The 24,925-nt window shown below is 29.8% G+C and carries 23 protein-coding genes and 2 pseudogenes; 19 read left to right on the forward strand and 6 right to left on the reverse strand.

What is annotated here, in order from left to right; translation table 11 throughout:
• From AJ885_RS06680 to AJ885_RS06735, 12 genes and pseudogenes are all read left to right on the forward strand, one after another.
• On the forward strand, positions 1-1,799 hold a 1,799-nt coding region (locus AJ885_RS06680; RefSeq protein ID WP_070280926.1), incomplete at its 5' end, for a DUF2972 domain-containing protein.
• A 51-nt stretch (positions 1,800-1,850) separates the two neighbouring features.
• Positions 1,851-2,623: pseudogene (locus AJ885_RS06685) on the forward strand (class I SAM-dependent methyltransferase).
• A 52-nt stretch (positions 2,624-2,675) separates the two neighbouring features.
• Positions 2,676-3,437, forward strand: coding sequence for a class I SAM-dependent methyltransferase (locus tag AJ885_RS06690; protein ID WP_070280928.1), 762 nt, complete (start codon positions 2,676-2,678; stop codon positions 3,435-3,437).
• 14 nt (positions 3,438-3,451) lie between these two features.
• Positions 3,452-5,791 (forward strand): PEP-utilizing enzyme, encoded by a 2,340-nt coding sequence (locus tag AJ885_RS06695; RefSeq protein ID WP_070280930.1) that lies wholly within the window; start codon positions 3,452-3,454, stop codon positions 5,789-5,791.
• Positions 5,782-6,384 carry a gamma-glutamyl-CDP-amidate hydrolase gene (locus tag AJ885_RS06700; protein WP_002855862.1) on the forward strand — a complete coding sequence of 201 codons (603 nt, stop codon included), beginning with the start codon at positions 5,782-5,784 and terminating at the stop codon, positions 6,382-6,384. The genes AJ885_RS06695 and AJ885_RS06700 overlap by 10 nt, the downstream gene beginning before the upstream one ends.
• A 1-nt stretch (position 6,385) precedes the next feature.
• Positions 6,386-7,147, forward strand: coding sequence for a CTP:phosphoglutamine cytidylyltransferase (locus AJ885_RS06705; RefSeq protein ID WP_070280932.1), 762 nt, complete (start codon positions 6,386-6,388; stop codon positions 7,145-7,147).
• On the forward strand, positions 7,137-7,649 hold the full coding sequence (locus AJ885_RS06710; protein ID WP_070280934.1) for a cytidine diphosphoramidate kinase: 513 nt from the start codon (positions 7,137-7,139) through the stop codon (positions 7,647-7,649). The genes AJ885_RS06705 and AJ885_RS06710 overlap by 11 nt, the downstream gene beginning before the upstream one ends.
• Positions 7,646-9,715 carry a capsular polysaccharide biosynthesis protein gene (locus AJ885_RS06715; protein WP_070280936.1) on the forward strand — a complete coding sequence of 690 codons (2,070 nt, stop codon included), beginning with the start codon at positions 7,646-7,648 and terminating at the stop codon, positions 9,713-9,715. The genes AJ885_RS06710 and AJ885_RS06715 overlap by 4 nt, the downstream gene beginning before the upstream one ends.
• Positions 9,712-10,896, forward strand: a complete 1,185-nt coding sequence (kpsS, locus tag AJ885_RS06720) for a capsule polysaccharide modification protein KpsS (RefSeq protein WP_070280938.1) — start codon at positions 9,712-9,714, stop codon at positions 10,894-10,896. Before AJ885_RS06715 ends, kpsS begins: the two co-directional genes overlap by 4 nt.
• A 73-nt stretch (positions 10,897-10,969) precedes the next feature.
• A complete protein-coding gene (locus tag AJ885_RS06725; protein WP_070280939.1) occupies positions 10,970-12,091 on the forward strand; it encodes a DUF829 domain-containing protein in 1,122 nt (373 codons plus the stop codon).
• On the forward strand, positions 12,088-13,449 hold the full coding sequence (locus AJ885_RS06730) for a cytochrome P450 (protein ID WP_070280941.1): 1,362 nt from the start codon (positions 12,088-12,090) through the stop codon (positions 13,447-13,449). Before AJ885_RS06725 ends, AJ885_RS06730 begins: the two co-directional genes overlap by 4 nt.
• A complete protein-coding gene (locus AJ885_RS06735; RefSeq protein ID WP_070280943.1) occupies positions 13,446-13,865 on the forward strand; it encodes a hypothetical protein in 420 nt (139 codons plus the stop codon). The genes AJ885_RS06730 and AJ885_RS06735 overlap by 4 nt, the downstream gene beginning before the upstream one ends.
• Here AJ885_RS06735 and acpS read toward each other — a convergent pair whose 3' ends face one another.
• Both acpS and fliL read right to left on the reverse strand, forming a co-directional pair.
• The gene (gene acpS, locus AJ885_RS06740; RefSeq protein WP_002866684.1) at positions 13,866-14,213 is read right to left on the reverse strand and encodes a holo-ACP synthase; all 348 of its coding nucleotides are present in this window, start codon (positions 14,211-14,213) and stop codon (positions 13,866-13,868) included. It lies immediately after the preceding gene.
• The gene (gene fliL / locus AJ885_RS06745) at positions 14,213-14,749 is read right to left on the reverse strand and encodes a flagellar basal body-associated protein FliL (protein WP_002855429.1); all 537 of its coding nucleotides are present in this window, start codon (positions 14,747-14,749) and stop codon (positions 14,213-14,215) included. Before fliL ends, acpS begins: the two co-directional genes overlap by 1 nt.
• Positions 14,750-14,851: 102 nt before the next feature.
• On the opposite strand from fliL, the pseudogene pgmL reads away from it, so the two are divergent.
• A pseudogene (gene pgmL / locus AJ885_RS06750) lies at positions 14,852-16,241 on the forward strand (phosphoglucosamine mutase PgmL).
• Positions 16,242-16,288: 47 nt separating this feature from the next.
• Entirely contained in the window at positions 16,289-16,666 is a 378-nt protein-coding gene (locus AJ885_RS06755) for a DUF1090 family protein (RefSeq protein ID WP_070239527.1), read from the forward strand.
• 30 nt (positions 16,667-16,696) lie between these two features.
• On the opposite strand, the gene rsfS is transcribed toward AJ885_RS06755, so the two are convergent.
• Positions 16,697-17,023 (reverse strand): ribosome silencing factor, encoded by a 327-nt coding sequence (gene rsfS / locus AJ885_RS10675; RefSeq protein WP_052804812.1) that lies wholly within the window; start codon positions 17,021-17,023, stop codon positions 16,697-16,699.
• Between the two features lie 27 nt (positions 17,024-17,050).
• Complete coding sequence (gene nadD, locus AJ885_RS10680; protein WP_070209812.1) at positions 17,051-17,596, reverse strand: nicotinate (nicotinamide) nucleotide adenylyltransferase; 546 nt, start codon at positions 17,594-17,596, stop codon at positions 17,051-17,053.
• Positions 17,597-17,655: 59 nt separating this feature from the next.
• On the opposite strand from nadD, the gene gap reads away from it, so the two are divergent.
• The 5 genes from gap to AJ885_RS06790 are packed head-to-tail and all read left to right on the forward strand — an operon-like array spanning position 17,656 to position 22,852.
• On the forward strand, positions 17,656-18,654 hold the full coding sequence (gene gap / locus AJ885_RS06770; protein ID WP_002862070.1) for a type I glyceraldehyde-3-phosphate dehydrogenase: 999 nt from the start codon (positions 17,656-17,658) through the stop codon (positions 18,652-18,654).
• Positions 18,655-18,656: 2 nt separating this feature from the next.
• Positions 18,657-19,859, forward strand: coding sequence for a phosphoglycerate kinase (locus AJ885_RS06775; protein ID WP_002866688.1), 1,203 nt, complete (start codon positions 18,657-18,659; stop codon positions 19,857-19,859).
• Positions 19,856-20,527 carry a triose-phosphate isomerase gene (locus tag AJ885_RS06780; protein WP_070280947.1) on the forward strand — a complete coding sequence of 224 codons (672 nt, stop codon included), beginning with the start codon at positions 19,856-19,858 and terminating at the stop codon, positions 20,525-20,527. The genes AJ885_RS06775 and AJ885_RS06780 overlap by 4 nt, the downstream gene beginning before the upstream one ends.
• A gap of 3 nt (positions 20,528-20,530) precedes the next feature.
• Complete coding sequence (gene fabI / locus AJ885_RS06785; protein WP_070280948.1) at positions 20,531-21,355, forward strand: enoyl-ACP reductase FabI; 825 nt, start codon at positions 20,531-20,533, stop codon at positions 21,353-21,355.
• A 3-nt stretch (positions 21,356-21,358) separates the two neighbouring features.
• Positions 21,359-22,852 (forward strand): hydrogenase small subunit, encoded by a 1,494-nt coding sequence (locus AJ885_RS06790; protein ID WP_070280950.1) that lies wholly within the window; start codon positions 21,359-21,361, stop codon positions 22,850-22,852.
• A gap of 1 nt (position 22,853) precedes the next feature.
• Here AJ885_RS06790 and feoB read toward each other — a convergent pair whose 3' ends face one another.
• Together feoB and AJ885_RS06800 are read right to left on the reverse strand one after the other, a co-directional pair.
• Complete coding sequence (gene feoB, locus AJ885_RS06795) at positions 22,854-24,692, reverse strand: ferrous iron transport protein B (protein WP_070280951.1); 1,839 nt, start codon at positions 24,690-24,692, stop codon at positions 22,854-22,856.
• Complete coding sequence (locus AJ885_RS06800) at positions 24,689-24,913, reverse strand: ferrous iron transport protein A (protein ID WP_002779147.1); 225 nt, start codon at positions 24,911-24,913, stop codon at positions 24,689-24,691. Before AJ885_RS06800 ends, feoB begins: the two co-directional genes overlap by 4 nt.
• Positions 24,914-24,925: the final 12 nt, after the last annotated feature.

The following is a 24,925-nucleotide window of genomic DNA, read 5'->3' on the forward strand; positions in this document are numbered from 1 at the left end:
GGGGGGGGTATATAGCATTATTTAAAAAACTTTATCAAATAAACAAACAACACAAAAAAGAACAAAAAATTTATCAACAAACCATACAAGTTTTTCCTCAACTCAAATATCCAAATTTAGAAACATGCAGCGATTATGAGCAGGCTTTAAAATATAAATTTCATTTATCTTATATGCTTGGTGAAGTTCTAATCAAAACTTTTAAAACTTGGTATAAAGGAAGTATTTTTACATTAGCTAAAAATATAAAAAAAGCTAATAAAAAATTTAAAATATTTAAAGAAATTTTTGATAATTTTACAAAGTTAAATCCAAATATCGTTAAAACAATCTCCAAAAATAAGCAAGTCTTTTTAAAAGAATTTCCAAGAATAGAAAATATATTAAAAATTCATCAAGACTATCAACCTATTATAGAAAATATTTTCCATAATTTTAATTATTTTATACAAAATTTTGATCTTATAGAAGAATGGCTATTATCAAATAATTTTAATGAAAAATATAAAAAAGAAAACCATCCTTACCCTTCATTATTTGATCCTAAAAAACTAAATGATGAAAAAGAAAAAATAAACTATAAAAACATACCAGCTGAACTTGCTTGGGAAATGAATCTACCTTTACCTGATAATTATGAATTTGTGTTTTTAAATATTTTTGGTGCTGGAAGTGATGCAATGGATAAATTCCTAAGATATTGTGGAATTAGTATGAATGCAAGAGTTAATAATAATTATAATCGTTATTTGGATAGTTATAAACTTTTGACAAATAGTAAAAATTATAATGTTTTAGTCCTTTCTGGTCATAAAATTTCTAGCGACACAGATAAATTATTTTTTTTAATTATTAAAAAAGTTCCTTATTTATGCATTGTAAGAGATCCTATATCTTTATTAAAACCTTTGGTTAATCATCATCAATTTAATCCTAATATTATAAGAAGGATAACTTTAAATTTTGATTATGAAAATTATATAAAAAATGTAATTTTATATCATCAAACTTCTAAAAAAAATAATACAATAGAATATGGCTTTGGAAAAAAGCCAGACTTAAATAATTTATTAAGATATATAATTGGTGATGTCAATATGAATATATTAAATTGGAGAATTAAAACTTTAAAGCATTCCATTGCAAAATTATATTATATAGATATGAATGACATCACACGAGAATATGCTTTTAGTACATTTAAAAAGTTATCTCAAATTTTTAAATTTTCACAACCCGAAGATGAACTTCTTTTTAGAGCAAAAGTTTGTCGTAATGACATATTGGTTTTATTACCTTTTGTATTGGAAATTGATTTAAAAGATCATGGAAATTTAGCAAATATACAAGATAGAGATAGTGTTAAAATTTTAATATCGACACGCCAATTGGCTAAAGTAACACATAAAGAAAAGCAATGTATAGATATTACAGATATAATTTTTCAAGAAAGAGTTTATTTTGATAATATTGTTTGTTTATGCGCTCAGTGTGATTTTGATATTATAAATAAAAATGTGAAATTATTTCATGAGATACAAAAATACATTCATAATTTTATTTATCATATGTATTGTCAAGAAAAGATTGAAAAGGCCAAATTTTTTGACGAAGAAGATATTTTAGAATATTTTAAAAAAAATAAAGATTTAGCATTTAAGTTGAAAAATATTTTGGATGAAGATTATGATCATATTAAACAACATCGTCCAGATATAGTAGCATCTTGGAAATACTATCAAGAATTTGAAAAAATGTGCAAAGAGTTGGATGACGATATTCAGAAGAAAGATTTGTAAATTAATAAAAAAAAGATATAATTGTGTTTAAAATTAGAGAAAGGAATCAATATGAAACAAGGAGATTTTACAGAGGTTGCCAAGCATTATCATAATAGACCTGCTTATAGTCCATTTTTACTTGAAAAACTTGTAGCTTGTATCAATGATAAAAATAAAAATTTAAAAGATTTAAATATTGTTGAAGTAGGAGCTGGAACCGGAAAACTTACTAAGATGTTAGGAGAAATGTTTGGATGCCAAATTGGTGCTGTGGAACCAAACGATAATATGCGTGAAGAAGGGCAAAAATTTACACAAAATTTATCAAATATTTCTTGGCACAAAGGAAGTGGTGAAGAAACCTGCATGAGCAATAATCAAGCTGATTGGGTCATCATGGCTAGTTCTTTTCATTGGACAGATCCTAAAAAATCTCTCCCAGAATTTAATCGTATATTGACAGGGGGGGGTATTTCACTGCGATTTGGAATCCTCGCCACATTGTAGAGGGTTCGGTTTTTGATGAAATCGAAAAGGAGATTAAACATATTGTTCCAGAGCTTGCTCGTGTAAGCAGTGGCGCTCAAAATGTTAAAAAATGGGAAGAAATTCTTGTTTCAACAGGAGATTTCACAGACTGCTTTTTTATGGAGTGCGACTATAAAGAGTTTTGGGATAAAGAGCGTTATCTTGGAGCTTGGCATTCTGTAAATGATATACAAGCACAAGCAGGTGAAAAAAGATGGAAGAAAATTTTAGAGATGATAGAAGCTAAAATTTCTCATATGCAAAGTATAGAGATTCCTTATAAAATAAGAGCATGGACAGCTAGAAAAGCATAAAATATTTCCTTTTTTTCATCAAGCTTGTTAAAGATGAAAAAAAGGAAATAAAATGCAAAAACTAGTAGAACAAGTGTGGGATTATACCAAGCATGCTGAATTTTATAGCTATAGACCAAATTATGCTCCAAAAACTATAGATATGTTAATTAGTCTTATTGGAAAAAAAGATATCAAGGTGGCTGATATCGGTGCAGGAACTGGAAATCTAAGCATTATGCTTTTGGAAAGAGGATGTAAGGTAGTATCTGTAGAACCAAATGATGCGATGCGTGAGATTGGGATAGAAAGAACTAAAGGTGAGAAGATTGACTGGGTTAGAGCAACAGGCTTAAACTCAACACTTCAAAATAGTGAATTTGATTGGGTGACTTTTGGTAGTAGTTTTAATGTAATGGATAGAAATGAAGCCTTAGAAGAGGCGCATCGCTTATTAAAATCAGAGGGATATTTTTCTTGTATGTGGAATCATAGAGATTTAAACGATCCTGTACAAAAAATAGCTGAAGATACTATTGTAGAATTTGTACCAAATTATACAAGGGGAACAAGAAGAGAAGATCAAAGACCAATTATAGAGAGTCGAAAGGATCTTTTTGATAATATTGTTTATATTGAAGAGGATTTTTATTTTCGTCAAAGCATTGAAAATTATATTAATGCATGGAAAAGCGTTAAAAATCCTTACTGGGATTTGGAGACTGATGAAGGAAATGAACTTTTTAATAAAATTAGTGATAAAATTTCACAAAAACTTCCTAAGGAATTTAGCATAAAATATACCACTCGTTGTTGGAGTGCTAAAAAAATATAAAACTAAGGAAAAACATGGCGGAGTTAAAATTTAAAACCAAAGCACAAAATTTAAAAAATTTACAAACAAAATTAAAAAAAGCAAAGGTTCTACCTTTGGTTTTAACTTCGCTTGAAGAATTAATATCAAATGAAGATAAAGTTTTACAGGGTATTCAAACTTTAAAGGCTAATAGACTCATTATAAGAAGTTCTTCTTTAAGTGAAGATAGTATGAAAAACTCCAATGCAGGCGCTTTTCTTTCTTTGGCAAATATTAAAGCTGATTCTAAAGATGAGTTATTAAAAGCTTTATATGAAGTTGCCAATTCTATGCCATCAAAAAGCGATGAAATTCTAGTTCAACCTATGCTTGAAAACATTACTCTTTGCGGTGTTGGTTTTAGTGTTGATAAGGATAATTTTTCCCCTTATTTTTGTCTTCAATATGATGAAAATGGTTCAAATAGCTCTATTACAGATGGAAGCAGTAAGAGTGCAAAAACTTACTATCATTACAGAGATTATTTAGAATTTAAAGATATTAGACTTCAAAAAATTATAGAACTTATAAAAGAATTAGAAGTTTTATATGACTGTTGTTTTTTAGATGTTGAATTTGCATTTGCTATTCAAGATGATGAGGAAGAACTTTTTTGCTTGCAAGTGCGTCCTTTGGTTATGCATGAAAAAAATAATTTATTTCACTCTTTACCAAAAGAAGCTTTATATAGATTTTATAAACGTTTTGAGTCTTTAAAAGAATCAAGATCTAGAGTTTTGGGAGATAAAGCCATTTTTGGGGTAATGCCTGATTGGAATCCAGCTGAAATCGTAGGGTTAAGACCTAAGCGTTTAGCTTTTAGCTTATATAAAGAAATCATTACGGATAATATCTGGGCGTATCAAAGAGATAATTATGGTTATAGAGATTTAAGATCCCATCCTTTAATCCATTCTTTTTTAGGCATTCCTTATGTGGATGTAAGATTATCTTTTAATTCTTTTATACCAAAAAAGTTAGATGAAAATATTGCGCAAAAACTTGTCAATTTTTACTTAGATAAGCTTAATAAAAATCATGAATTGCACGATAAGATTGAATTTAATATTGTTTATTCTTGTTATGACTTCAATAGTTCTAAAAAATTAGAAGAACTTTTAAATCATGGTTTTAATGAAAATGAAATCAAAAGATTAGAATTTTCATTATTAGAACTTACAAATAAGATTATTAATCCTAGATCAGGGCTTTATTTAAAAGACATACAAAAAGCTTATAAGCTAAAAGAAAGATATGATGGCATTATTAATTCTAATTTTTCTTTAATTGATAAAATTTATTGGCTTATTGAAGAATGCAAGCGTTATGGAACCTTACCTTTTGCGGGGGTGGCTAGGGCTGCATTTGTAGCAATGCAACTTTTAAATTCTTTAATTGAGATTGATTTTATAATCAAAGAGGAAAAAGATGATTTTTTAAATTCACTCAATACAGTGAGTAAAAATTTAAACAAACAAACAAACCATCTTAATTTTCACAACAAAGATCAATTTTTGAAAGATTTTGGACACTTAAGAGCAGGAACTTATAATATTTTATCTCCAAGATATGATGAAGATTTTGAACTTTATTTTGATGTGGATCAAAAAGATAGTAAAGTTTATTTACAAGATAAAGCTTTTGTTTTTTCAGAAGAAAAGACAAAAGCTTTAAATGCTTTACTTAGAGAACATGGATTAGAGATTAATGCTTGTGAATTTTTTGATTTTTTAAAGCAGGCTATCGAGGGTAGAGAGCTCGTTAAATTTGAATTCACTAGATTGCTTTCTAAGGCTATAGTTTATATAGAAGAATTAGGCAAATATTATGGTATTGAAAAAGAAGATTTGGCTCATCTTGATATAAAAAGCATTTTAAATCTTTATTCTAGTCTTTATTCTATAAATCCAAAAGAGCAGTTTGTAGAAGAAATTAATCGCAATAAAAAAGAATATGAACTTACACAAGCTATAAAACTTCCTTCTTTGCTTTGCAATGCCGATGAAATTTTTTCTTTTTATAATCATAGTATTATTCCAAATTTCATTACACAAAAGAGCATCACTGCATTTACGGCGAAAGAAAATGATAAAGATTTAGAAGGAAAGATTGTTTTAATTTATGCAGCAGATCCTGGATATGATTATTTATTTACAAAAAATATAGCAGGACTTATTACATGTTATGGGGGTGCTAATTCACATATGGCCATTCGTGCTTCAGAACTTGGAATGCCTGCTGTTATAGGAGTTGGAGAAGAAAATTTTGAAAAATATTTAAAAGCTAAAAAAATAAATATAGAATGTGAAAGTGAGCAAATATTTTGTTTATAGGTATTACTCAAAGGCTTATTTGCAACGAAAGTTATCATGAAGAAAGAGAATGTTTGGCTTTGGATTGGGGAAAATTATTTAATAAAGATTTATTTAAAAATTTTACTCCTCTTCCTCTTAGCTATGAAATAGATTTTTCTCATTATAAACATCTAATAAAAGCTGTGATATTAAGCGGTGGCAATGATTTAAGTTTTTATAGTCCTAATGTTTTATCTAAAAAGAGAGATTTATACGAAAAGCAAGTTATAGAAATTTGTTTAAAAGAAAAAATACCACTTTTAGGAATTTGCAGAGGAGCTCAGATGATAGCTCGTTATTTTAACAGCCATATAAGTCCTTGTGAAAATCATATAGGCAAACATGAAGTATTTTTCTCAAAAGAAAAATTTATAAGCAATTCTTTTCATAATTTTGCTATTGAAAAATTAGGTGAAGATCTTATAGAACTTTGCTTAGCAAAAGATAATACTATAGAAGCTTTTAAACATAAGTATGAAAATATTTTTGGTATAATGTGGCATATTGAAAGAGAAAATGGGCTTAATAATATTCAAATTTTAAAAGAGTGGTTTAGTTTAATCAAGGAATAATATGAATGCAATTATCTTAGCAGCAGGTTTTGGATCAAGGCTGATGCCTTTAACAAAAGATCAACCAAAGTGTATGGTTGAGTATAAGAATAAAAAAATAATAGATTATGAAATCGAAGCTTTAAAATCAGCAGGTATAAATGAAATAGCTGTTGTAGGTGGATATTTAAACGATGTGCTAAAAAATTATCTTAATAAATATGATATTGAGCATTTTTTTATTAATTCAAAATATGATAAAACCAATATGGTTCATACTTTTTTTTGCGCTAAAGATTTTATGTTAAAATGCATCGAAGAAAAACAAGATTTGATTATTTCTTATGCGGATATTGTTTATTTTCAAGATTGTGTGCAAAAGCTTATAAATGCCAAAGAAGAACTTGCTATAGTAGTTGATAAGTCTTGGCGTAAGCTTTGGAGCAAACGCTTTGCGAATCCTTTAGAAGACGCTGAAACATTAAAGATGAAAAATGGTTATATTATAGAACTTGGAAAAAAAGCTAATGTCTATGATGAGATAGAAGCTCAATATATAGGACTTTTTAAATTTTCTTATCAATTTCTTTCCGAAGTTATTGCTTTTTATGAAATGCTTGACCGAGATATTTTATATGATAATAAAAATTTTGAAAATATGTACATGACAAGTTTTTTGCAAGCTTTAATTGAAAAATACAATAATGCAAAAGCAGTAGAAATTGATGGCAATTGGTGTGAAATTGATTTTATGAGTGATTTAGAGGTGCAAATTGAAAAATAATCCTTATATTATTTGGCTTACTGGTTTAGCTGGAAGTGGAAAAACAACTATAGGTCAAGCTTTGTATGAGAAATTAAAACTAAAATATAAAAACCTTATTTATCTCGATGGAGATGAGTTAAGAGAAATATTAGGACATTATGCATACGATAGACAAGGTCGCATAGATATGGCTTTGAAAAGAGCTAAATTTGCAAAATTTTTAAACGATCAAGGTATGATAGTTATTGTCACTACGATTTCAATGTTTAATGAGATTTATGATTACAATAGAAAACAATTAAAAAATTATTATGAAATTTATATAGAATGCGATATGCATGAATTAATACAAAGAGATCAAAAAGGGCTTTATACTAAGGCTTTAAATAAAGAAATTAATAATGTAGTTGGTGTTGATATAGAATTTGATAAACCAGAGGCTGATTTAGTGATCAATAATTCTTGTCGAAATAATTTAGAAGAAAAAGTTGAACTTATAATAAAGAAATTGGCATTGTGAAGCATTACTCAATATCAAAAAAACTTATTGCTAATGTTAGAAATTTTTACATCATTTCTTTGTATAAGAAAAATTCAAAAATAAATAAAGATGATCTTTTCCTTGGCTGGGGACGCAAAAAATCAGGTTTAAAAGCTATAAATTTAGCTAAAAAATATAAGGCTAAATTCATACTTTTAGAAGATGGATTTATCCGCTCATTAAACTTAGGGGTTGAAAATAGCCCAAGTTTTTCTATGGTTAAAGATGATATAGGCATTTATTATGATGCAACAGCACCTTCAAAGCTTGAAAATCTTTTAAATACTTATGAATTTAAAGATGAAGAAATCAAGCAAGCTAAAAAATCTATAGAGCTTATCAAAAAATATAAAATTAGCAAGTATAATAACAATCTTGATATTCCAGATGATTATTTTCAAAAAGATGAAAAAAGGGTTTTAATCATCACCCAAACGGCCAATGATGCCTCACTTGAATTTGGGCTTGCTAAAGGTTTTAAAACCGTCGATATGATAAAAGATGCCATAAAAGAAAATCCTAAATCTAAAATTTATATAAAAATCCATCCTGATGTTTTAAGCGGTAAAAAACAAAGTGATTTAGATATAAATTCCTTACCTAAAGAATGTATTTTAATTACTGAAAATTTTAATCCCGTAGCCTTGCTTGAGTTTTTTGATAAGGTTTATACCAAAACTTCTGGTATGGGTTTTGAAGCTTTGATGCAAGAATGTGAATGTATTTGTTATGGTATGCCTTTTTATGCAGGTTGGGGTCTAACAAAAGATAAATTAGAGTGTAAAAGAAGGATGCAAAAAAGAAGTTTAGAAGAAGTTTTCTATGTTACTTATATACTTTATGCTGAGTATTTTAATCCTTATTTAAATCAAAAAAGTAATATTTTTGATACTATTCAAACTTTAGCAAAATATAAAGATATAGAAAAGGCAAATTCTAATAGACTTTTTTTCTTTGGATTTTCAAAATGGAAAAGGAAATTTGTAAAACCTTTTTTTATAGCTAAAAACAATGAAATCATATTTCTAGATTTCTTAGATTGTTTAAAGAATATACAATTAAAAGAAAATGATAAATTTTTCATTTGGGGTAAAAGGATAGATTATAACGCTCTTAAAACTACTCTTATAAAAAAAGCGCAAGATGAGAATTTATCTCATTTTATTCCTAAAATTTCTTTAGTTGAAGATGGATTTATTCGCTCAATCTCTTTAGGTTCTGATCTTACGCGCCCTTTTTCTTTAATCGTTGACGATAAAGGACTTTACATAGATCCAAATAAAGCAAGTAAATTAGAAGAGCTTTTGCAAAACGAAATTTTTGATGAAAATATGCTAAATAGGGCAAAAAATATTATAAAAATCTTACTTGAGAACCGCTTTTCAAAATATAATGGCTTAAAGCATGAAGACTTAAAAATCAATGCCAAAACAGGGCAAAAAATTATTTTAATCCCTGCTCAAGTTGAAGATGATGCTTCGATGATTTTAGGGGGTTTTGGCTTATCTACTCTTGATTTGCTTAAGGAGGTGCGTTCTAAAAATCAAGATGCTTATATCATCTTTAAACCCCATCCTGATGTGTTAAGCGGCAACCGTGTAGGTTTAAAAGATGAAACACTCATCTTGGAATTTTGTGATGAGATTGTAAAAGATTGCAGTATTGATAGCGCTATAAAAATTGCTGATGAAATTCACACTATTACTTCTACAAGTGGTTTTGATGCTCTTTTAAGAGCTAAAAAAGTTTTTACTTATGGCATGCCTTTTTATGCGGGCTGGGGTTTAACAAAAGATAAACATAAATGCAAAAGAAGAACAAGAAAACTAAGCTTAGAAGAGCTTGTAGCAGGTGCTTTGATCACATATCCAAGATATATAAATCCCAAAACAAAAACTTTATGTGAAATTGAAGTTTGTTTAGATATAATGCTAAATTTACAAAAAGATTATTTTTCAAAAAAACATATAAAATTGGCAATAGATTTTAAAACTTTTATGCTTAGAAAAATAAGAAGATTTTATGAATTTTTAGCAAAGAAATGAGATTTAGCACTAAAATTAAAAAAGAATTTAGCGGTAAAAATGTTTTACTCTTGCAAGGGCCTGTGGGAAATTTTTTTCATCATCTTGCAATGAAAATGAAAAAAAACCAAACCAAAGTTTTTAAACTCAATTTTAATGGTGGAGATTTTTTTTTCTATCCTAGTGGAACAAGGTGTAAGTGTGATAAAAAAGATCTTGAAAATTTCTATAGAGATTTTTTTCAAAGTAAAAAAATCGATGCTATTTTAATGTATAATGATTGTCGTATTATCCATGCTAAGGCTATTAAAGTGGCTAAAGAATTAGAAATTGAAGTATGGATTTTTGAAGAAGGGTATTTAAGACCTTATTGTATTACTTTGGAAAAAGATGGGGTGAATGCAAATTCTTCTTTGCCGCGTGATAAAAATTTTTATCTTTCTCAAAATATTTTTACCAAAGAAAGCATAAAAGAAATTCCAGGTGGATTTAAATTTATGGCTTTTGATGCCTTTTTGTATTGGTTATTTGCTTTTATTTTGACCCCATTTTTTAACAACAAACTTCATCATCGCACTTTATATCCTTTTGAATTTTTATTTTGGTTTAGATCTTTATATAGAAAATATCTTTATAAGATTACAGAAAAAAAACTAAATGAAAAGATTTATAATTTAGAAAAAAAGTACTTTTTGGCGATTTTACAAGTTTATAGCGATACGCAAATTAAATATCATTACAAAAAAAGCATAGAGTACTTTATAGAGGAAACCATACTTTCTTTTGCAAACCATGCAAGAGCTAAATCTTATCTAGTTTTTAAACACCATCCCATGGATAGGGGTTATAAGAATTATTCTAAACTCATAAATGATTTAACTCAAAAATATCATGTCGAAGGAAGGGTTTTATATGTTCATGATACCCACTTGCCAGTTCTTTTAAGAAAGGCTTTAGGTTGTATTACTATAAATTCAACAGTGGGCCTTAGTGCTATTTTAGAAGGCTGTCCGACTAAGGTTTGTGGCAATGCTTTTTATGATTTTGAAGGCTTATCTTATCCAAAGAAACTTCAATTTTTTTGGCGTGAAGCTCATGCTTATAAACCCAATCCTATTTTGGTATGTAATTTTAAGAAATACCTTTTACAAACTAATCAATTCAATGGCAATTTTTACAAAAATTTCTTTTTAGACAAATAAGACTAAAAAGCTTTGATTAAGAGAGTTTTTAAAGCAAAGTTGTTATAATTAAAAGCAAAAAAGAAATATTGTTATGGATAGGGAAGTATTTTATATAGCAGGATATGATCCTAAAAGTTATAGATTTTATTATGATTTATTTAAAAAAAACCTAAAAGATTATTCTCATGCTTTTAACATTAAAGCTGATTTAAGTAAAATTGAAAAAAATGAGCAATTTCCTTTTTTTAAAATTTCTTGCGAAGGAGTGCAAACTAAATATCATTTTTTAACATGGAATGATATTGTTAAGAAAAATTGGTCAGAAAATTATAAAGATGCCCTAGCGGATTGTTATAGTTTTTTTAGAATTTATACTATCACAGGACTTTTTATCAAATTTGGCAAAGAGTCGATTTATCAACTTATCACAGGTTATTATCCTTTTTTTTATGTGTTATTTTCTTTGCTATTTTCTTTGGTTTTAGCTTTTGGAAGTTTTGCTTTTTTGCAAAATTATATGCATTTTTCTTTAGCTATCATCATAGGATGTTTTCTAGGATTTTTACTAAATCATTTTTTATTTAAATTAGGTAAGAAATTAGCTGTATTTTGGATAGCAAGAATTTGTGCTTTTTGTGCTACTTGGCAAGATAAAAAAACAGGCATTATGCAAGAAAGAATCAAGCTTTTTGCAAATGTTATAGTAGATAAGCTAAAACAAAACGAAAGCAAACAAGATTATGAGCTTATTTTAGTAGCGCATAGTGTTGGAACTATAGTTTGTATAGAAGTTTTGGAGTGTATTTTAAGACAAAATTTAGATTTATCTTTACTTTGTAAATTAAAAATTCTTACTTTAGGAGAATGTATACCTTTAGTGAGTTATCAAAAAAAAGCAGATGAATTTAGAAAGAAGCTTGAATTTGTTTCAAGGTTTGATTTAAAATGGTATGATTACACATCGATTATTGATGGAGCATGTTTTCCTCAAGTGGATTTTTTCCGCACGAGTGGTGTAAATGCTAAATTTACACCTCCATTTTTAAGTGCTAAATTTCACACTTTATATGAAAAACATGAGTATAAAAAAATAAAAAGAGATAAAAACAAAGCGCACTTTTTATATCTTTATAGCATTAGTGTTAAAGGTGGTTATGATTTTTTTTCTTTCATCATAATGCCTAAATTTTTAGAAGAAAAGGTAAAAATATGAGCGAATGTCCCTTTTTTCCAAAACCTTATGAAAATAAGGCTTCTACACTTTTAACTTTTTTGTTAAAGCGTAGATCTTGGCTTGATGGGCTTTATGAGCGTAGTTATAAAATGCAAACAGGCTATGTGAAGATGCCAAATTTTGATCTTTATGTTATAAATGACACTAAAGAAGTTAAAAGAATGATGGTTGATGAAGTTAGAGAATTTCCTAAAAGTGCATTTTTGCATGAGCTTTTAAGTCCGCTTTTAGGAGAGAGCATTTTTACTACAAATGGTGAAGTTTGGAAAAAGCAAAGAGAGCTTTTGCGTCCAAGTTTTGAAATGACTCGTATCAATAAAGTGTTTAATCTTATGAGTGAAGCCGTGGCAGATATGATGGATCGTTTTAGCAAGTATCCAAATCATGCTGTTATTGAAGTAGATGAAGCTATGACTTTTATTACCGCTGATGTGATTTTTCGTACCATTATGTCTTCAAAACTCGATGAGGAAAAAGGTAAAAAAATCTTAAATGCCTTTGTGACTTTTCAAGAGCAAAGTGTGCATACAGCCATGCGTCGTATGTTTCGTTTTCCAAAATGGCTTTCTTATGTTTTAGGAGATCGTAAGCGTGCTAAGGCTGGAGATGTGATTAGGCAGGTTTTAAGTGACATCATAAAGCCAAGATATGATACGGCAGATAATGCAGAATTTGAAGATATTTTAGGATCTTTGCTTTTAGTAGTGGATGCGGATACAAATAAGCGTTTTTCTTTTGAGGAAATTTTAGATCAAGTGGCTATGCTTTTTTTAGCAGGACATGAAACCACAGCAAGTTCTTTGACATGGACGCTTTATCTGCTTAGTCTTTATCCTAAGGAGCAAGAAAAAGCTTATAAGGAGATTACTCAGGTTTTACAGGGTAGAGCCATTGAAATTTCGCATCTAAGACAGTTTAAATACTTAACAAATATTTTTAAAGAATCTTTAAGACTTTATCCTCCTGTTGGATTTTTTGCAAGAGAGGCAAAAAAAGATACCCAAGTTAGAGATAAGCTTATTAAAAAAGGTTCTGGGGTAGTGATTGCTCCTTGGCTGATACACAGACATGAAGAATTTTGGACAAATCCACATGGATTTAATCCTTCTCGTTTTGAAGGAGAATACAAAAAAGATGCTTATTTGCCTTTTGGGGTAGGGGAAAGAATTTGTATAGGACAAGGTTTTGCTATGCAAGAAGCGATTTTGATTTTGGCTAATATTTTAAAAACTTACAAACTAGAACTTGAAGAAGGTTTTGTACCTGATGTAGTAGGGCGTTTAACAGTGCGTTCTGCTAATGGTATGAGGATAAAATTTAGCAAAAGAAAACTATGAAAAGAGTTAGAACTAAAATTCGTGCCAATTTTCGTCGTCGTGTAAAACGTACCTTAAAAGGAAGCTTAAAAGAAAAATTAGCAGGGACTATTCTGCTTTGTGCAATAGTACCTTTAGCAGTTTTAGGATATCTTTTTATCGTGATTATAGGAACTTTTTTTAATACCGCACGAGCAAGACAGGGTGTTAGAGCCTTAGATCATTTTGTAAATGCAAGCTTGTTTAATGGCTATGCTTGGGAGAGCGTTTCTTCTCATGCGTGGCGTGAAAGAAATCGTAAAAAATGGGCAAGGATTGTTATAAAAATCACAGATTTTTTTCAAAAAGATCATTGTAAAAGAGCAAATAAAAGAGAACAACCTGTGATAGATTTCATACTTTCAAGAAATTTAGACAAGCAAACTATAGGAAAATAATCAAACTATAGCCACTATGGCTATAGCAAAACCATTATCGTGAGAAATGCTTAGGGAAGTTTGAGTGATATTAAAATTTTTTGTAATTTTTTGAGAATATTTTAATTTAGGTGCGTTTTTTTCATCTTTTGATATTTCAATATCAAAAAAACTGCATAATTCACAAATTCCAACACCCAAAGCTTTGCTAGCGGCTTCTTTAGCAGCCCAAAGACCTGCTAGAGTTGCTGGATTTTTAATGAGTATTTGTTCTTTTGGGCTTAGAAATTTATCCAAAAAATTTTTGCCATGTCTAGAATGAATTTTTTCTATCCTAGAAATGGCGATGATATCACAGCCTACGCGCATTAAGAAACTACAAAATCCGTAAAATAAACATTTTTAATAAAGCCATCGGTTAAAATTTCATTGATTTTTCCAACTAGCTCATCTTTTAAACGTTCTTTGCCTTTTTGTGTACTTACTTCTTCAAAAGTTTTAGCTGTTAATGTACGAATAATAATATCACGAATCACTGGAACTTTTTTATCGAGTTCAGGTTTTAAAAGTTCGCTATTTTGTTCTAGTTCTATAGTGCATTTTACATATCTTGAGCCGCTATCGCTAAGTAAATTTAGGGTAAAAGGATCAAGTGGGTACATAGGGCCTATATTAGCAAAATCACTACCTCGCTGAGTAGGAGCTGAAACTTTAGGTTTATCGGCTTTTGCCTCTTCTTTTGGAGCTTCTTTGACTTCACTTTCATCACTTGAGCTGCTTGAAATAAGCCAAGCAATCACTCCCATAATACTAAGAAGTAAAACAAAAAGTAAAATAACAATAATAATTACAAGTGAACCGCCTTTTTTCTTTTTCGTTTCTTCGTTTTCTAATTCTTCATCCATAAATTTTCCTTCATTTAGTGAAATTAATGTAAAATTGTAGCAAAAATTTCTTTTCTATCCAAATTTGCTTTAGAAAAACGATAAATTTAGGTCAAAGAAGAGATGAATTTGAAGGAAAAAAATGTTAGATGTGATTTTTAGAGAATATGATATAAGAGGGCTTTATGGCAAAGAATTAAATGAAAAAAGTGTTAAGGCTATAGGTTTTTGCTTGGGACAAACAATGCTAAATAAAGGCTGTAAAAATGTAAGTGTGGGCTATGATGCAAGATATAGTGCAAATGAACTTTTTAATTATCTAGTGAGTGGACTTAACAAAGCGGGAATAAAAATCTATGATATAGGGCTTGTACCAACTCCATTGGGATATTTTAGTCTTTATGAGGGCTTGAAATTTGATGCAAATGTTATGATAACAGGCTCTCATAACCCAAAAGATTATAATGGTTTTAAAATCACTATCAATAAAGAAAGTTTTTTTGGTGTAGAATTAAAAGAGTTTTCAAAAGAAGTTTATAAGCATTTAGATGATGAGATTGAAGAAAATTTAGAAGTAGAAAAATATGATATTTTAAACCTTTATGTGAAATTTATGTGCGAGCAATTTAGCTTTTTAAAGGATTTTAATTATAAATTTGGTGTTGATTGCACAAATGGTGCGGCTGGAGTGGTGATAAAGCCTTTAATCAAGGCTTTAAATTTAAAAGCTCATGTAATGTTTGCAGAGCCTGATGGACAGTTTCCAAACCACGCTCCAGATCCTACAGAAGAAGAAAACTTAAGTGCGATTAGAGAGTTTTTAAATCAAAATCAAGATTATTCTTTAGCTTTTGCTTTTGATGGGGATGCTGATAGAATGGTTGCTTTGAGTAAAACTCATGTATTTTGCGGGGATGAGCTTTGTTATTTGTTTGCTAAAAATATTCCTAATCCACGCATTTTAGGTGAGGTAAAATGTTCTAAAAATCTTTTTGATGAAGTGGCTAAATTTGGAACTATTTTTATGGGAAAAACAGGGCATTCTAATATTAAAAAAATGATGAAAGAAAAAGATATTGATTTAGCTGCTGAAGTGAGTGGACATATTTTCTTTAAACATAGATATTTTGGTTATGATGATGGAATTTACGCATTTTTAAGAGCCTTAGAACTTGTTTATAAAGGTTTTGATTTAGAAAGTATGATCAAAGCTTTACCAAAACTTTATACTACATCTGAAATTAAAATTCCTGTAAATGAAGAAGAAAAATTTAAACTTGTGGAAGAATTTCAAAAAGAGATCGAAAAAGGAGCTTTAAAAGGTGTTAAAAGTCTTTGTGAAATTGATGGAGCTAGGATAGATTTTGGCGATGGATGGGCTTTGCTTCGTGCATCTAATACCAGCCCTTATCTTATCACACGTTTTGAAGCAACTTCTTTAGAAAGAGCAAAAGAGCTTGAAAGTATGGTATTCAGTTTGTTTAATGAGATAAAAGCTAGGCTTAAGAATTGATGAGATAATATTTCGCGATTTAAATTTATTTTAAAAAGGAATTAAAAATGAAAAAAATACTTATTCTACTTACGCTATGTGCCTTTGCTTTTGGTGTAAGTGAATGCGATAAAAAAATTGATCGTATTAATAAAGAAATCAGTTTTTCTAAAGCGCATAATGATACAGCTAGAACTTTAAGCTTGGAGCTTGCTTTAAAACAAGTACAAAATGATTGTGCTAAAGATCCTATGTTTTATGATAAAAAGTTAGAAGCTAAAAAACTTAAAGAACAAGAAGTGGAAAAAATCGAAAAAGAACTTGATGCTTTAAAAGAACAAAAAGATTATATGAGTAAGGCTGAGTATAAAGCTAAAAAAGAAGCTTTAAAAGAACAAAAAGAGAAAATCAAAAAAGAAATTAAAGAATATATTGATAATCTCTAAAAATTAAAAGGCTAATTAAATTTAGCCTTTTTAAACCCTACCTTTTTTAAGATTTTCTAATAATTCTTCTATATTATAAATTCCTCTGTGTTCTGGTGTTAAAAGATGGATTAAAATATCACCAAGATCAATCACGCTCCATTCTTCACTACTATCTATGTTTAAAAATTCCTCACCTTTGGTTTTAAGTTGTGTTTTAAGCTCATCGATCAAAGATAGAGCGTGTCTTTCTCCTAAAGTAGCTGCGATAATGACATATTTTACAAAGTATTCTTGCTCACTCATGTCAATGGTTTTGATATCTTCAGCTTTTTTTTCATCTAAAATTTTAACGATTAAATCTATTCTTTCTTGCATTCTTTTCCTTTAATTTTTGAAATTGTATCAATTTTTTTGTAATTTTTCATAATATTTTTTTACTTCATCTTTAATTTCTTCACAAACTTCATTTGTATTTAAAGTATTGCGTATGAAAGAAGAAGCGATTTTTTTATCGGTTTTTAAATCTTTGAAATTCTTAGGAATTTCTATATCATTGCGATTAGCAATAACAAATTCTACCAAAGAATTAAGTTTTTCAAAATCATGCCAAAGATGAAGTTTTTCTAAATGATCAGCACCAATTAAAAGATAAAATTTACTAGGATTATAAAGCTTATAAAGATACTTAACACTTTCTATGCTAGGAACAGGGCGTTTTTGCTTGGTTTCAAAATCACAAATTTCAACTTTTGGAAAATGCCCCCAAAGTTTTTTAACCCATAAGAATCTTTGCTTTTCATCAGCACTAAAGTTTTGTTTAAAAGGATTGATATAAGTAGGCATAATAATAAGCTTATCAATATCTAATTTTTCCAAAGCCTCTAAAACAACGCTATTATGACCATTATGCGGCGGATCAAAACTGCCACCAAAAAGTGCTATCTTCATTAAAATTTTAACCTTTTTTTTGTAGAATATTAACATTATATTTTGCAAAAGGAAATTAAATGGCTGTAAAAGTTGCTATAAATGGTTTTGGACGCATAGGCAGATGTGTTGCAAGAATCATCTTAGAAAGAAATGATATTGAGCTTGTGGCGATAAATGATACTACGGATATTGAACTTACAAAATACCTTTTTAAATACGATACAGTACATGGTGAATTTAAAGGCAGTGTTAATAGTGAAGGCGATGATTTAGTGGTAAATGGTAAAAAAATCAAAGTATTTAAAAGTCGCAATGTAAAAGATCTTGACTTTGCAAAATACGGGGCACAAATTGTTTTAGAATGCACAGGGGCGCATTTAACTATGGCAAAATGTCAAGAATTTATAGATATGGGAGTACAAAAAGTGATCATGAGTGCTCCTGCAAAAGATGATACTCCTACTTATGTTTTAGGAGTAAATTCAGAACTTTACAAGGGTGAAAGCATTATTTCTAATGCAAGTTGTACAACAAATTGCTTAGGTCCTGTTTGTCGTGTTTTACAAGATAATTTTGGTATCGAAAAAGGACTTATGACAACAATACATGCTTATACAAATGGACAAAGTATTATTGATGCTAAAGCTAAAGATAAACGCCGTTCTCGTGCTGCAGCACAAAATATCATTCCAACCTCTACAGGTGCAGCAAAAGCTATGAAACTTGTTATGCCTGAACTTAATGGCAAACTTCATGGACAAAGTATGCGTGTGCCAGTGATTGATGTATCAAGCGTGGATTTAACTGCACAACTAAGCCGTAAAGTTAGCAAAGATGAAATCAATGAAGCTTTTAGAAAAGCTGCAACTACAAATTTAAAAGGCATTTTAATGGTAGATGATGATGAAAGAGTTTCAAGTGATTTTATCACTTGTTCTTATGGAGCAATTGTGGCAAGTGATTTAACTCAAGTGATTGCGGATGATTTTATCAAGGTGATTGCTTGGTATGATAATGAATGGGGTTATTCAAGTCGTCTAGTAGATATGGCAGTATATATTGCAAATAAGGCTTAATCATGAGTGATATTATTTCTATAAAAGATATTGATTTAGCTAAGAAAAAAGTTTTTATAAGATGTGATTTTAATGTTCCTCAAGATGATTTTTTAAATATCACCGATGATAGACGCATAAGATCAGCTATTCCTACGATAAGATATTGTTTGGATAATGGTTGTAGTGTGATTTTAGCCTCTCATTTAGGGCGTCCAAAAGAAATTAGCTCTAAATATTCTTTAGAACCTGTTGCTAAGCGTCTTGCTAGACTTTTAGATAAAGAAATTATTATGGCAAAAGATGTTATCGGCGAAGATGCAAAAACCAAAGCTATGAATTTAAAAGCGGGTGAAATTTTACTTCTTGAAAATTTGCGTTTTGAAAAAGGCGAAACTAAAAATGATGAAAATTTAGCCAAAGAACTTGCTTCTATGGTTCAAGTTTATATCAATGATGCTTTTGGAGTATGCCATAGAGCACATTCTAGCGTGGAGGCTATTACTAAATTTTTTGATGAAAAACACAAAGGTGCAGGATTTTTACTCCAAAAAGAAATTGATTTTGCAAGCAATCTTATCAAACATCCAGCACGTCCTTTTGTCGCTGTTGTTGGAGGTTCAAAGGTAAGTGGAAAACTTCAAGCATTGACAAATTTATTACCAAAGGTAGATAAATTAATCATAGGCGGAGGTATGGCATTTACTTTTTTAAAAGCTTTAGGTTATGATATAGGAAATTCACTTTTAGAAGAAGAGCTTTTAGAAGAAGCTAATAAAATTCTTACCAAGGGTAAAAATTTAGGAGTGAAAATTTATCTTCCAGTAGATGTTGTAGCCGCTCCTGCGTGCTCACAAGATGCGCCGATGAAATTTGTTCCAGTACAAGAAATTCCAAATGGTTGGATGGGTTTAGATATAGGACCTGCAAGTGTGAGACTTTTTAAAGAGGTGATTTCTGATGCGCAAACGATTTGGTGGAATGGACCTATGGGTGTTTTTGAAATTGATAAATTTTCAAAAGGTAGCATTAAAATGAGTCATTATATCAGCGAAGGACATGCAACTTCTGTTGTTGGAGGCGGTGATACGGCTGATGTGGTTGCGCGCGCAGGTGATGCAGATGAGATGACTTTTATTTCCACTGGAGGTGGCGCTTCTCTTGAACTTATAGAAGGTAAAGAACTTCCAGGTGTAAAAGCTTTAAGATCTAAGGAAAATGAATGATCTTTGCTGCAAATTTAAAATGCAATCACACAAGAGCAAGCTTTAAAATTTATGCTGAAATTTTAAATAAAACTATGGGAGCAAAATGTGATGATATTATCGTTTTCCCACCTAGTGTAGCATTTTTAGAAAATGAAAATAACTTCATACAAGGAGCCCAAAATTTTTATCCTTGTGTTAATGGTGCTTTTACAGGTGAGCTTGGAAAAGAGCATTTGGACGAATTTGGGATCAAATGTGTTTTAATCGGGCATTCCGAAAGAAGAGCTTTAGGAGATGAAGAATTTATTAAGGCTAAATTTGATTTTGCTAAAGAGCATGGTTATAAAATTGTTTTTTGTATAGGTGAAAATTTAGATACAAAAAATTCAGGCAAGACTTTAGAGTTTTTAAAAAAACAACTTGAAATGATTGATTTAAATTATGAAAAACTCATTATTGCTTATGAACCTATTTATTCTATAGGAACGGGAGTGAGTGCACAAAGTACAGATATCGCTAAAGTGCTTGAATTTTTAGCGAGTTTAACCAAGGTACCTTTGCTTTATGGTGGAAGTGTGAATGAAAATAATATCAAAGAAATTTTAAGTGTAAATCATTGTAGCGGAGTTTTGATAGGCTCTGCAGCTTTAAAAGTAGAAAATTTTATAAAATTAATCAAAGGATAAAAGATGATTATGAAGGGTAAAAAAGGCCTTATTGTAGGGGTTGCAAATAATAAATCTATTGCTTATGGCATAGCAAAAGCATGTTTTGATCAAGGAGCCCAGCTTGCTTTTACTTTTTTAAATGATGCTTTAAAAAAACGCGTAGAACCTATAGCACAAGAGTTTAATTCTAATTTTGTTTATGAGCTTGATGTAAATAATAACGAGCATTTAGATTCTATTGCTGAAAAAATCAAAAAAGATTTAGATGAGATTGATTTTGTGGTGCATGCGGTTGCTTTTGCTCCAAAAGAAGCTTTAGAAAATTCTTTTTTAGAAACTTCAAAAGAAGCTTTTGATATAGCTATGCAAACTTCTGTGTATTCTTTACTTTCTTTAACACGTGCGCTTTTACCTATTTTAAAAGATAAGGGTTCGATTTTGACTTTAAGTTATCTTGGTGGGGTTAAATATGTACCTCATTATAATGTTATGGGTGTAGCAAAAGCTGCACTTGAAAGTTCTGTGCGTTATTTAGCAAGAGATTTAGGGGTAAAAGGAATTCGTGTTAATGCTATTTCAGCAGGTCCTATTAAAACTTTAGCAGCAAGTGGAATAGGGGATTTTAGAATGATTTTAAAATATAATGAAATCAATTCTCCTTTAAAACGCAATGTTAGTATAGAAGATGTAGGAAATTCGGCTATGTATTTACTTAGCGATTTGGCAAATGGTGTTACAGGTGAAATACATTATGTTGATGCAGGATATAACATCATGGGTATGGGTGATGTTGAAAAAAATGAAGAAGGGCAAACTGTTCTTTGTTGGGATAATCAAAAAGGATAAAAAATGGCAAAGCTTAGCAATGAAGAATTAAAAAATATACTTGAAGATCGCATTAAAAAACTTGAGAATTCTACTTTAAAAGAGGATAAGGTTATCAATGAAGAAAGTGTAAAAATTCTTGCTAGGCATTTATCTTTAGGCAATGAAATTCCAGCTCTTGCTCAAAGATTTTTTCAAATCGCACCTAAAACAAAGTTAGTATGGCTTCATCTTTGTGAATGTACAGGGTGTAGTGAGAGTTTGTTGCGTTCTGAGTTGCCAAGTTTTGATGAGCTTATTTTTGATTTTTTTTCTTTAGAATATCATGAAACTTTAATGGCAGCAAATGGCACTAAAGCCGAAGAGCTTTTAGAGCATGTTTTAGAAGAAGATTTTATTTTAGCGGTTGAAGGTGGTGTTGCAGCGATTGATACCTTTTTTCTTACTATAGGAGCACAAGGAGAGAGTGGCTATGAAATTTTAGAAAAACTAGCCGCTAAAGCCAAGGCTATTTTTGCAGTGGGTACTTGTTCAAGTTATGGTGGTATTCAAGCTGCCTATCCAAATCCTAGTAAAACCTGTGGTATTAGTGAAGTCTTAAGTCAAAAAGTAGTAAATATCCCAGGTTGTCCTCCAAGTGATGTAAATATCATTACGACTTTAAGTTTTTTTGCTTTATTTGGAGTTTTGCCTGAACTTGATGAGCAAAATCGTCCTGTGTGGGCTTATGGTAAATGTTTGCATGATATGTGTGAAAGAAAGGCGAAATTTGAAAGTGGGATTTTTGCTGAATATTTTGATGATGAAGCTGCAAAGAATGGAGCTTGTTTATTTAAGATAGGTTGTAAAGGACCTTATACTTACAATAACTGCCCTAAAGTGAAATTCAATGCTAAAACTTCTTGGCCAGTGGCTGCAGGACATGGTTGCATAGCCTGTAGTGAGAAAAATTTTTGGGATGAGTTTGGAAATTATGAAAAGCCTATGGCAAATATTTTTTCTTACGCTAAACTTTGCAATGAAGAGTTAAAACAAGAGTTTTTTATAGAAGAGCAAATTAAAATTTTAAAACAAATAGATTTTGAATTTGAAAGCAATATAAAACTTATTTTACAAAATATAGCTAAAAATAAATTAGGCGCTTTGCTTGTAGAAAATTATAAAAAATCCTTTGAAAAAAACTATGCTTTTATAGAACAAAATTTTGATGAAAATCCTATGTCTTCAAAAGATTTTTGGAAATATCTTGAGATAAGTTTTATTTTGGTTAAAGGCGCATTTTTAAAAGATAAGAATGATTTTTTAATTGCGGCAAAAAATTACGCTTTTAAACATGCAAGTCCTTATGATTTTAAGTTAAATATGAACGCTGAAAAACCAAAGCTTGATGTGAATAAATCTTTTCGTATGACTTTAATCTATCTTTGCGGCGGACTTGATTTTGAAGGTATTGCTTATAGCATTTTAAAAGCTTTTGAAGATAATATTACTAAAATTTCATCATTAAAAGCAAGTTAATTTAATAAAATTTTTTAGCGATATGAAGTCCTATAAAAGCTACTATATAAGCACTTGTGCAGGTAAAAAGAAAGAGAAAGAGAGTGTATTTTAGCTTTCCACTTTCTTTTGAAAAAACTATAGTTGCTGCAAAGCAGGGATTATAAATCATTACAAATAAAATAAAAGCCACTGCACTTGGCATAGGTATGTTTTTAGCGATAATTCCTTTTAAATCATTATTTGTTTCATCTACATCTTTTCCTAGTGAATAAAGCACGCCCATAGTTGAGATCATCACTTCTTTAGCAGCCAAACCACTGATTAAAGATACGCTTAATTTCCAATCTAACTCAAGGGGTTTAAAAATAGGTTCTATGCCTTTGCCAAATTGTCCTAAATAACTTTGTTCTATAGCTCTTTCTTGAGCATTAAAATCATTTAAATTTTCTTCACTTTTTGGAAAATTGCTAGCAAACCATATGAGCAAAGAGGCCAAAAGTATGAAAGTTCCTGCTTTTTTAAGATACATTTTGGCTTTATTATAAACCATAAACCAAACTAAATGCCAATTTGGCATACGATATTTTGGCATTTCCATAACAAAAGGTTCATCAAGTCCACGAAATGCTGTCATTCTTAAAAATTTTGCAGCACAAAGTCCTAAAATCGCACCTAAAATATAAATTCCAAAAAGATAATTTCCTGCTTTTTCACTTGGAAAAAAAGCACCGATAAAAAGCACATATACAGGAAGTCTTGCCCCACAACTCATAAAATTGATCACAAAAAGAGTTAAAAGCCTATCTCTTTTGTTCTTAAGAGTGCGTGTAGCCATAAAAGCAGGTACCGAACAACCAAAACCAGTGATTAGCGGAATAAAACTTTTACCATGCAAACCAAATTTATGTAAAATCCCATCAAGTAAAAAAGCTACTCTTGACATATAGCCTGTGGTTTCTAAAAGAGCTATGCCTAAAAATAAAATCATTATATTAGGCAAAAAAAGTATCACAGCACCAACACCTGCGATAATCCCATCAGCCAAAGCTGAAGCGATAAAGGTATTAGAAATATTGTTTTTAATAAATTCACCTAAGGCATTAAAGCCTGATTCTATATAATCCATAGGAATTTGTCCTAAGCTAAAGGTGAGTTGAAATAAAAGCCACATTAAAAATAAAAATATAGGTAAGCCAAAGAATTTATGGATAAGTAAGGCATCGATTTTTTTGGTTAAATTTCTTTCTTCTTTTTTTTGTGTGATAATTTTTTTTGAAAGTTCATTAATAAAATATAATAAATCTTCTTTTTCTGGACTTTTTTCGCAAAGTGGAGTGTAAAATTGGGATCTTGGAATAAATTTACTTTCAAATAAAATAATAATTTTTTGCAGTAAAAGTTCTAAATTTTCTTTTGTTTTTGCTGAAATTTCAACAACTTGACTTTGAAATTCTTGGCTTAAAACAGAAGTGTCAAGCTCTATACCTTCTTTTTTGGCTTCATCGCACATATTTAAAGCTAAAAGCATTTTTTTATTAAGACTTAAAAGTTCTGCGCTAAGGATAAGATTGCGTTCTAAATTGGTAGCATCTAAAACATTAACAACAACATCATAGTCATTTTGATTTAAAAAATGGCGTGTGATTTTTTCTTCTTCGCTATATCCATCTAAAGAATAAGTTCCTGGCAAATCAATGACTTCAAATTCATAGTTTTTGTAAAAAGTTTTTGCACTTGCTTTTTCTATAGTAACTCCGCTAAAATTTCCTACTTTCATATTAGCTTTGCAAAGCGCATTAATAAGAAGACTTTTGCCTACATTAGGCTGACCTACAAGGGCTATTTTGATTTTTTTCATATAAGATTCACTTCTATGGTTTTAGCTTCATCAGATCTTAGGATAACACAACTTGTATCAAGTTCTACCATTATGGTGGCATTTTTTAAAGAGGAGTGAATTTTTTTCAAGTTTTTATTTTTAATAAATCCAAAGCTTAAAAGTCTATTTTTGAGTTCTTTGTGAGCGTTTAAATTGACAATAATAGCCTTTTGTCCATCTTTTAACTCGTTTAAAGTCATTGTAATTCCTAA

This window comes from Campylobacter sp. BCW_6464 (genome assembly GCF_001762775.1).
Classification (GTDB): Bacteria; Campylobacterota; Campylobacteria; order Campylobacterales; family Campylobacteraceae; genus Campylobacter_D; species Campylobacter_D jejuni.

What these genes read in the sequence shown, in the direction of transcription:
- AJ885_RS06690 (WP_070280928.1), top strand. Translation starts at nt 2,676, where the DNA reads ATGCAAAAACTAGTAGAACAAGTGTGGGATTATACCAAGCATGCTGAA.
- AJ885_RS06695 (WP_070280930.1), top strand. Translation starts at nt 3,452, where the DNA reads ATGGCGGAGTTAAAATTTAAAACCAAAGCACAAAATTTAAAAAATTTA.
- AJ885_RS06705 (WP_070280932.1), top strand. Translation starts at nt 6,386, where the DNA reads ATGAATGCAATTATCTTAGCAGCAGGTTTTGGATCAAGGCTGATGCCT.
- kpsS (WP_070280938.1), top strand. Translation starts at nt 9,712, where the DNA reads ATGAGATTTAGCACTAAAATTAAAAAAGAATTTAGCGGTAAAAATGTT.
- AJ885_RS06725 (WP_070280939.1), top strand. Translation starts at nt 10,970, where the DNA reads ATGGATAGGGAAGTATTTTATATAGCAGGATATGATCCTAAAAGTTAT.
- AJ885_RS06730 (WP_070280941.1), top strand. Translation starts at nt 12,088, where the DNA reads ATGAGCGAATGTCCCTTTTTTCCAAAACCTTATGAAAATAAGGCTTCT.
- AJ885_RS06735 (WP_070280943.1), top strand. Translation starts at nt 13,446, where the DNA reads ATGAAAAGAGTTAGAACTAAAATTCGTGCCAATTTTCGTCGTCGTGTA.
- acpS (WP_002866684.1), bottom strand. Translation starts at nt 14,213, where the DNA reads ATGCGCGTAGGCTGTGATATCATCGCCATTTCTAGGATAGAAAAAATT.
- fliL (WP_002855429.1), bottom strand. Translation starts at nt 14,749, where the DNA reads ATGGATGAAGAATTAGAAAACGAAGAAACGAAAAAGAAAAAAGGCGGT.
- AJ885_RS06755 (WP_070239527.1), top strand. Translation starts at nt 16,289, where the DNA reads ATGAAAAAAATACTTATTCTACTTACGCTATGTGCCTTTGCTTTTGGT.
- rsfS (WP_052804812.1), bottom strand. Translation starts at nt 17,023, where the DNA reads ATGCAAGAAAGAATAGATTTAATCGTTAAAATTTTAGATGAAAAAAAA.
- nadD (WP_070209812.1), bottom strand. Translation starts at nt 17,596, where the DNA reads ATGAAGATAGCACTTTTTGGTGGCAGTTTTGATCCGCCGCATAATGGT.
- gap (WP_002862070.1), top strand. Translation starts at nt 17,656, where the DNA reads ATGGCTGTAAAAGTTGCTATAAATGGTTTTGGACGCATAGGCAGATGT.
- AJ885_RS06775 (WP_002866688.1), top strand. Translation starts at nt 18,657, where the DNA reads ATGAGTGATATTATTTCTATAAAAGATATTGATTTAGCTAAGAAAAAA.
- AJ885_RS06780 (WP_070280947.1), top strand. Translation starts at nt 19,856, where the DNA reads ATGATCTTTGCTGCAAATTTAAAATGCAATCACACAAGAGCAAGCTTT.
- fabI (WP_070280948.1), top strand. Translation starts at nt 20,531, where the DNA reads ATGATTATGAAGGGTAAAAAAGGCCTTATTGTAGGGGTTGCAAATAAT.
- AJ885_RS06790 (WP_070280950.1), top strand. Translation starts at nt 21,359, where the DNA reads ATGGCAAAGCTTAGCAATGAAGAATTAAAAAATATACTTGAAGATCGC.
- feoB (WP_070280951.1), bottom strand. Translation starts at nt 24,692, where the DNA reads ATGAAAAAAATCAAAATAGCCCTTGTAGGTCAGCCTAATGTAGGCAAA.
- AJ885_RS06800 (WP_002779147.1), bottom strand. Translation starts at nt 24,913, where the DNA reads ATGACTTTAAACGAGTTAAAAGATGGACAAAAGGCTATTATTGTCAAT.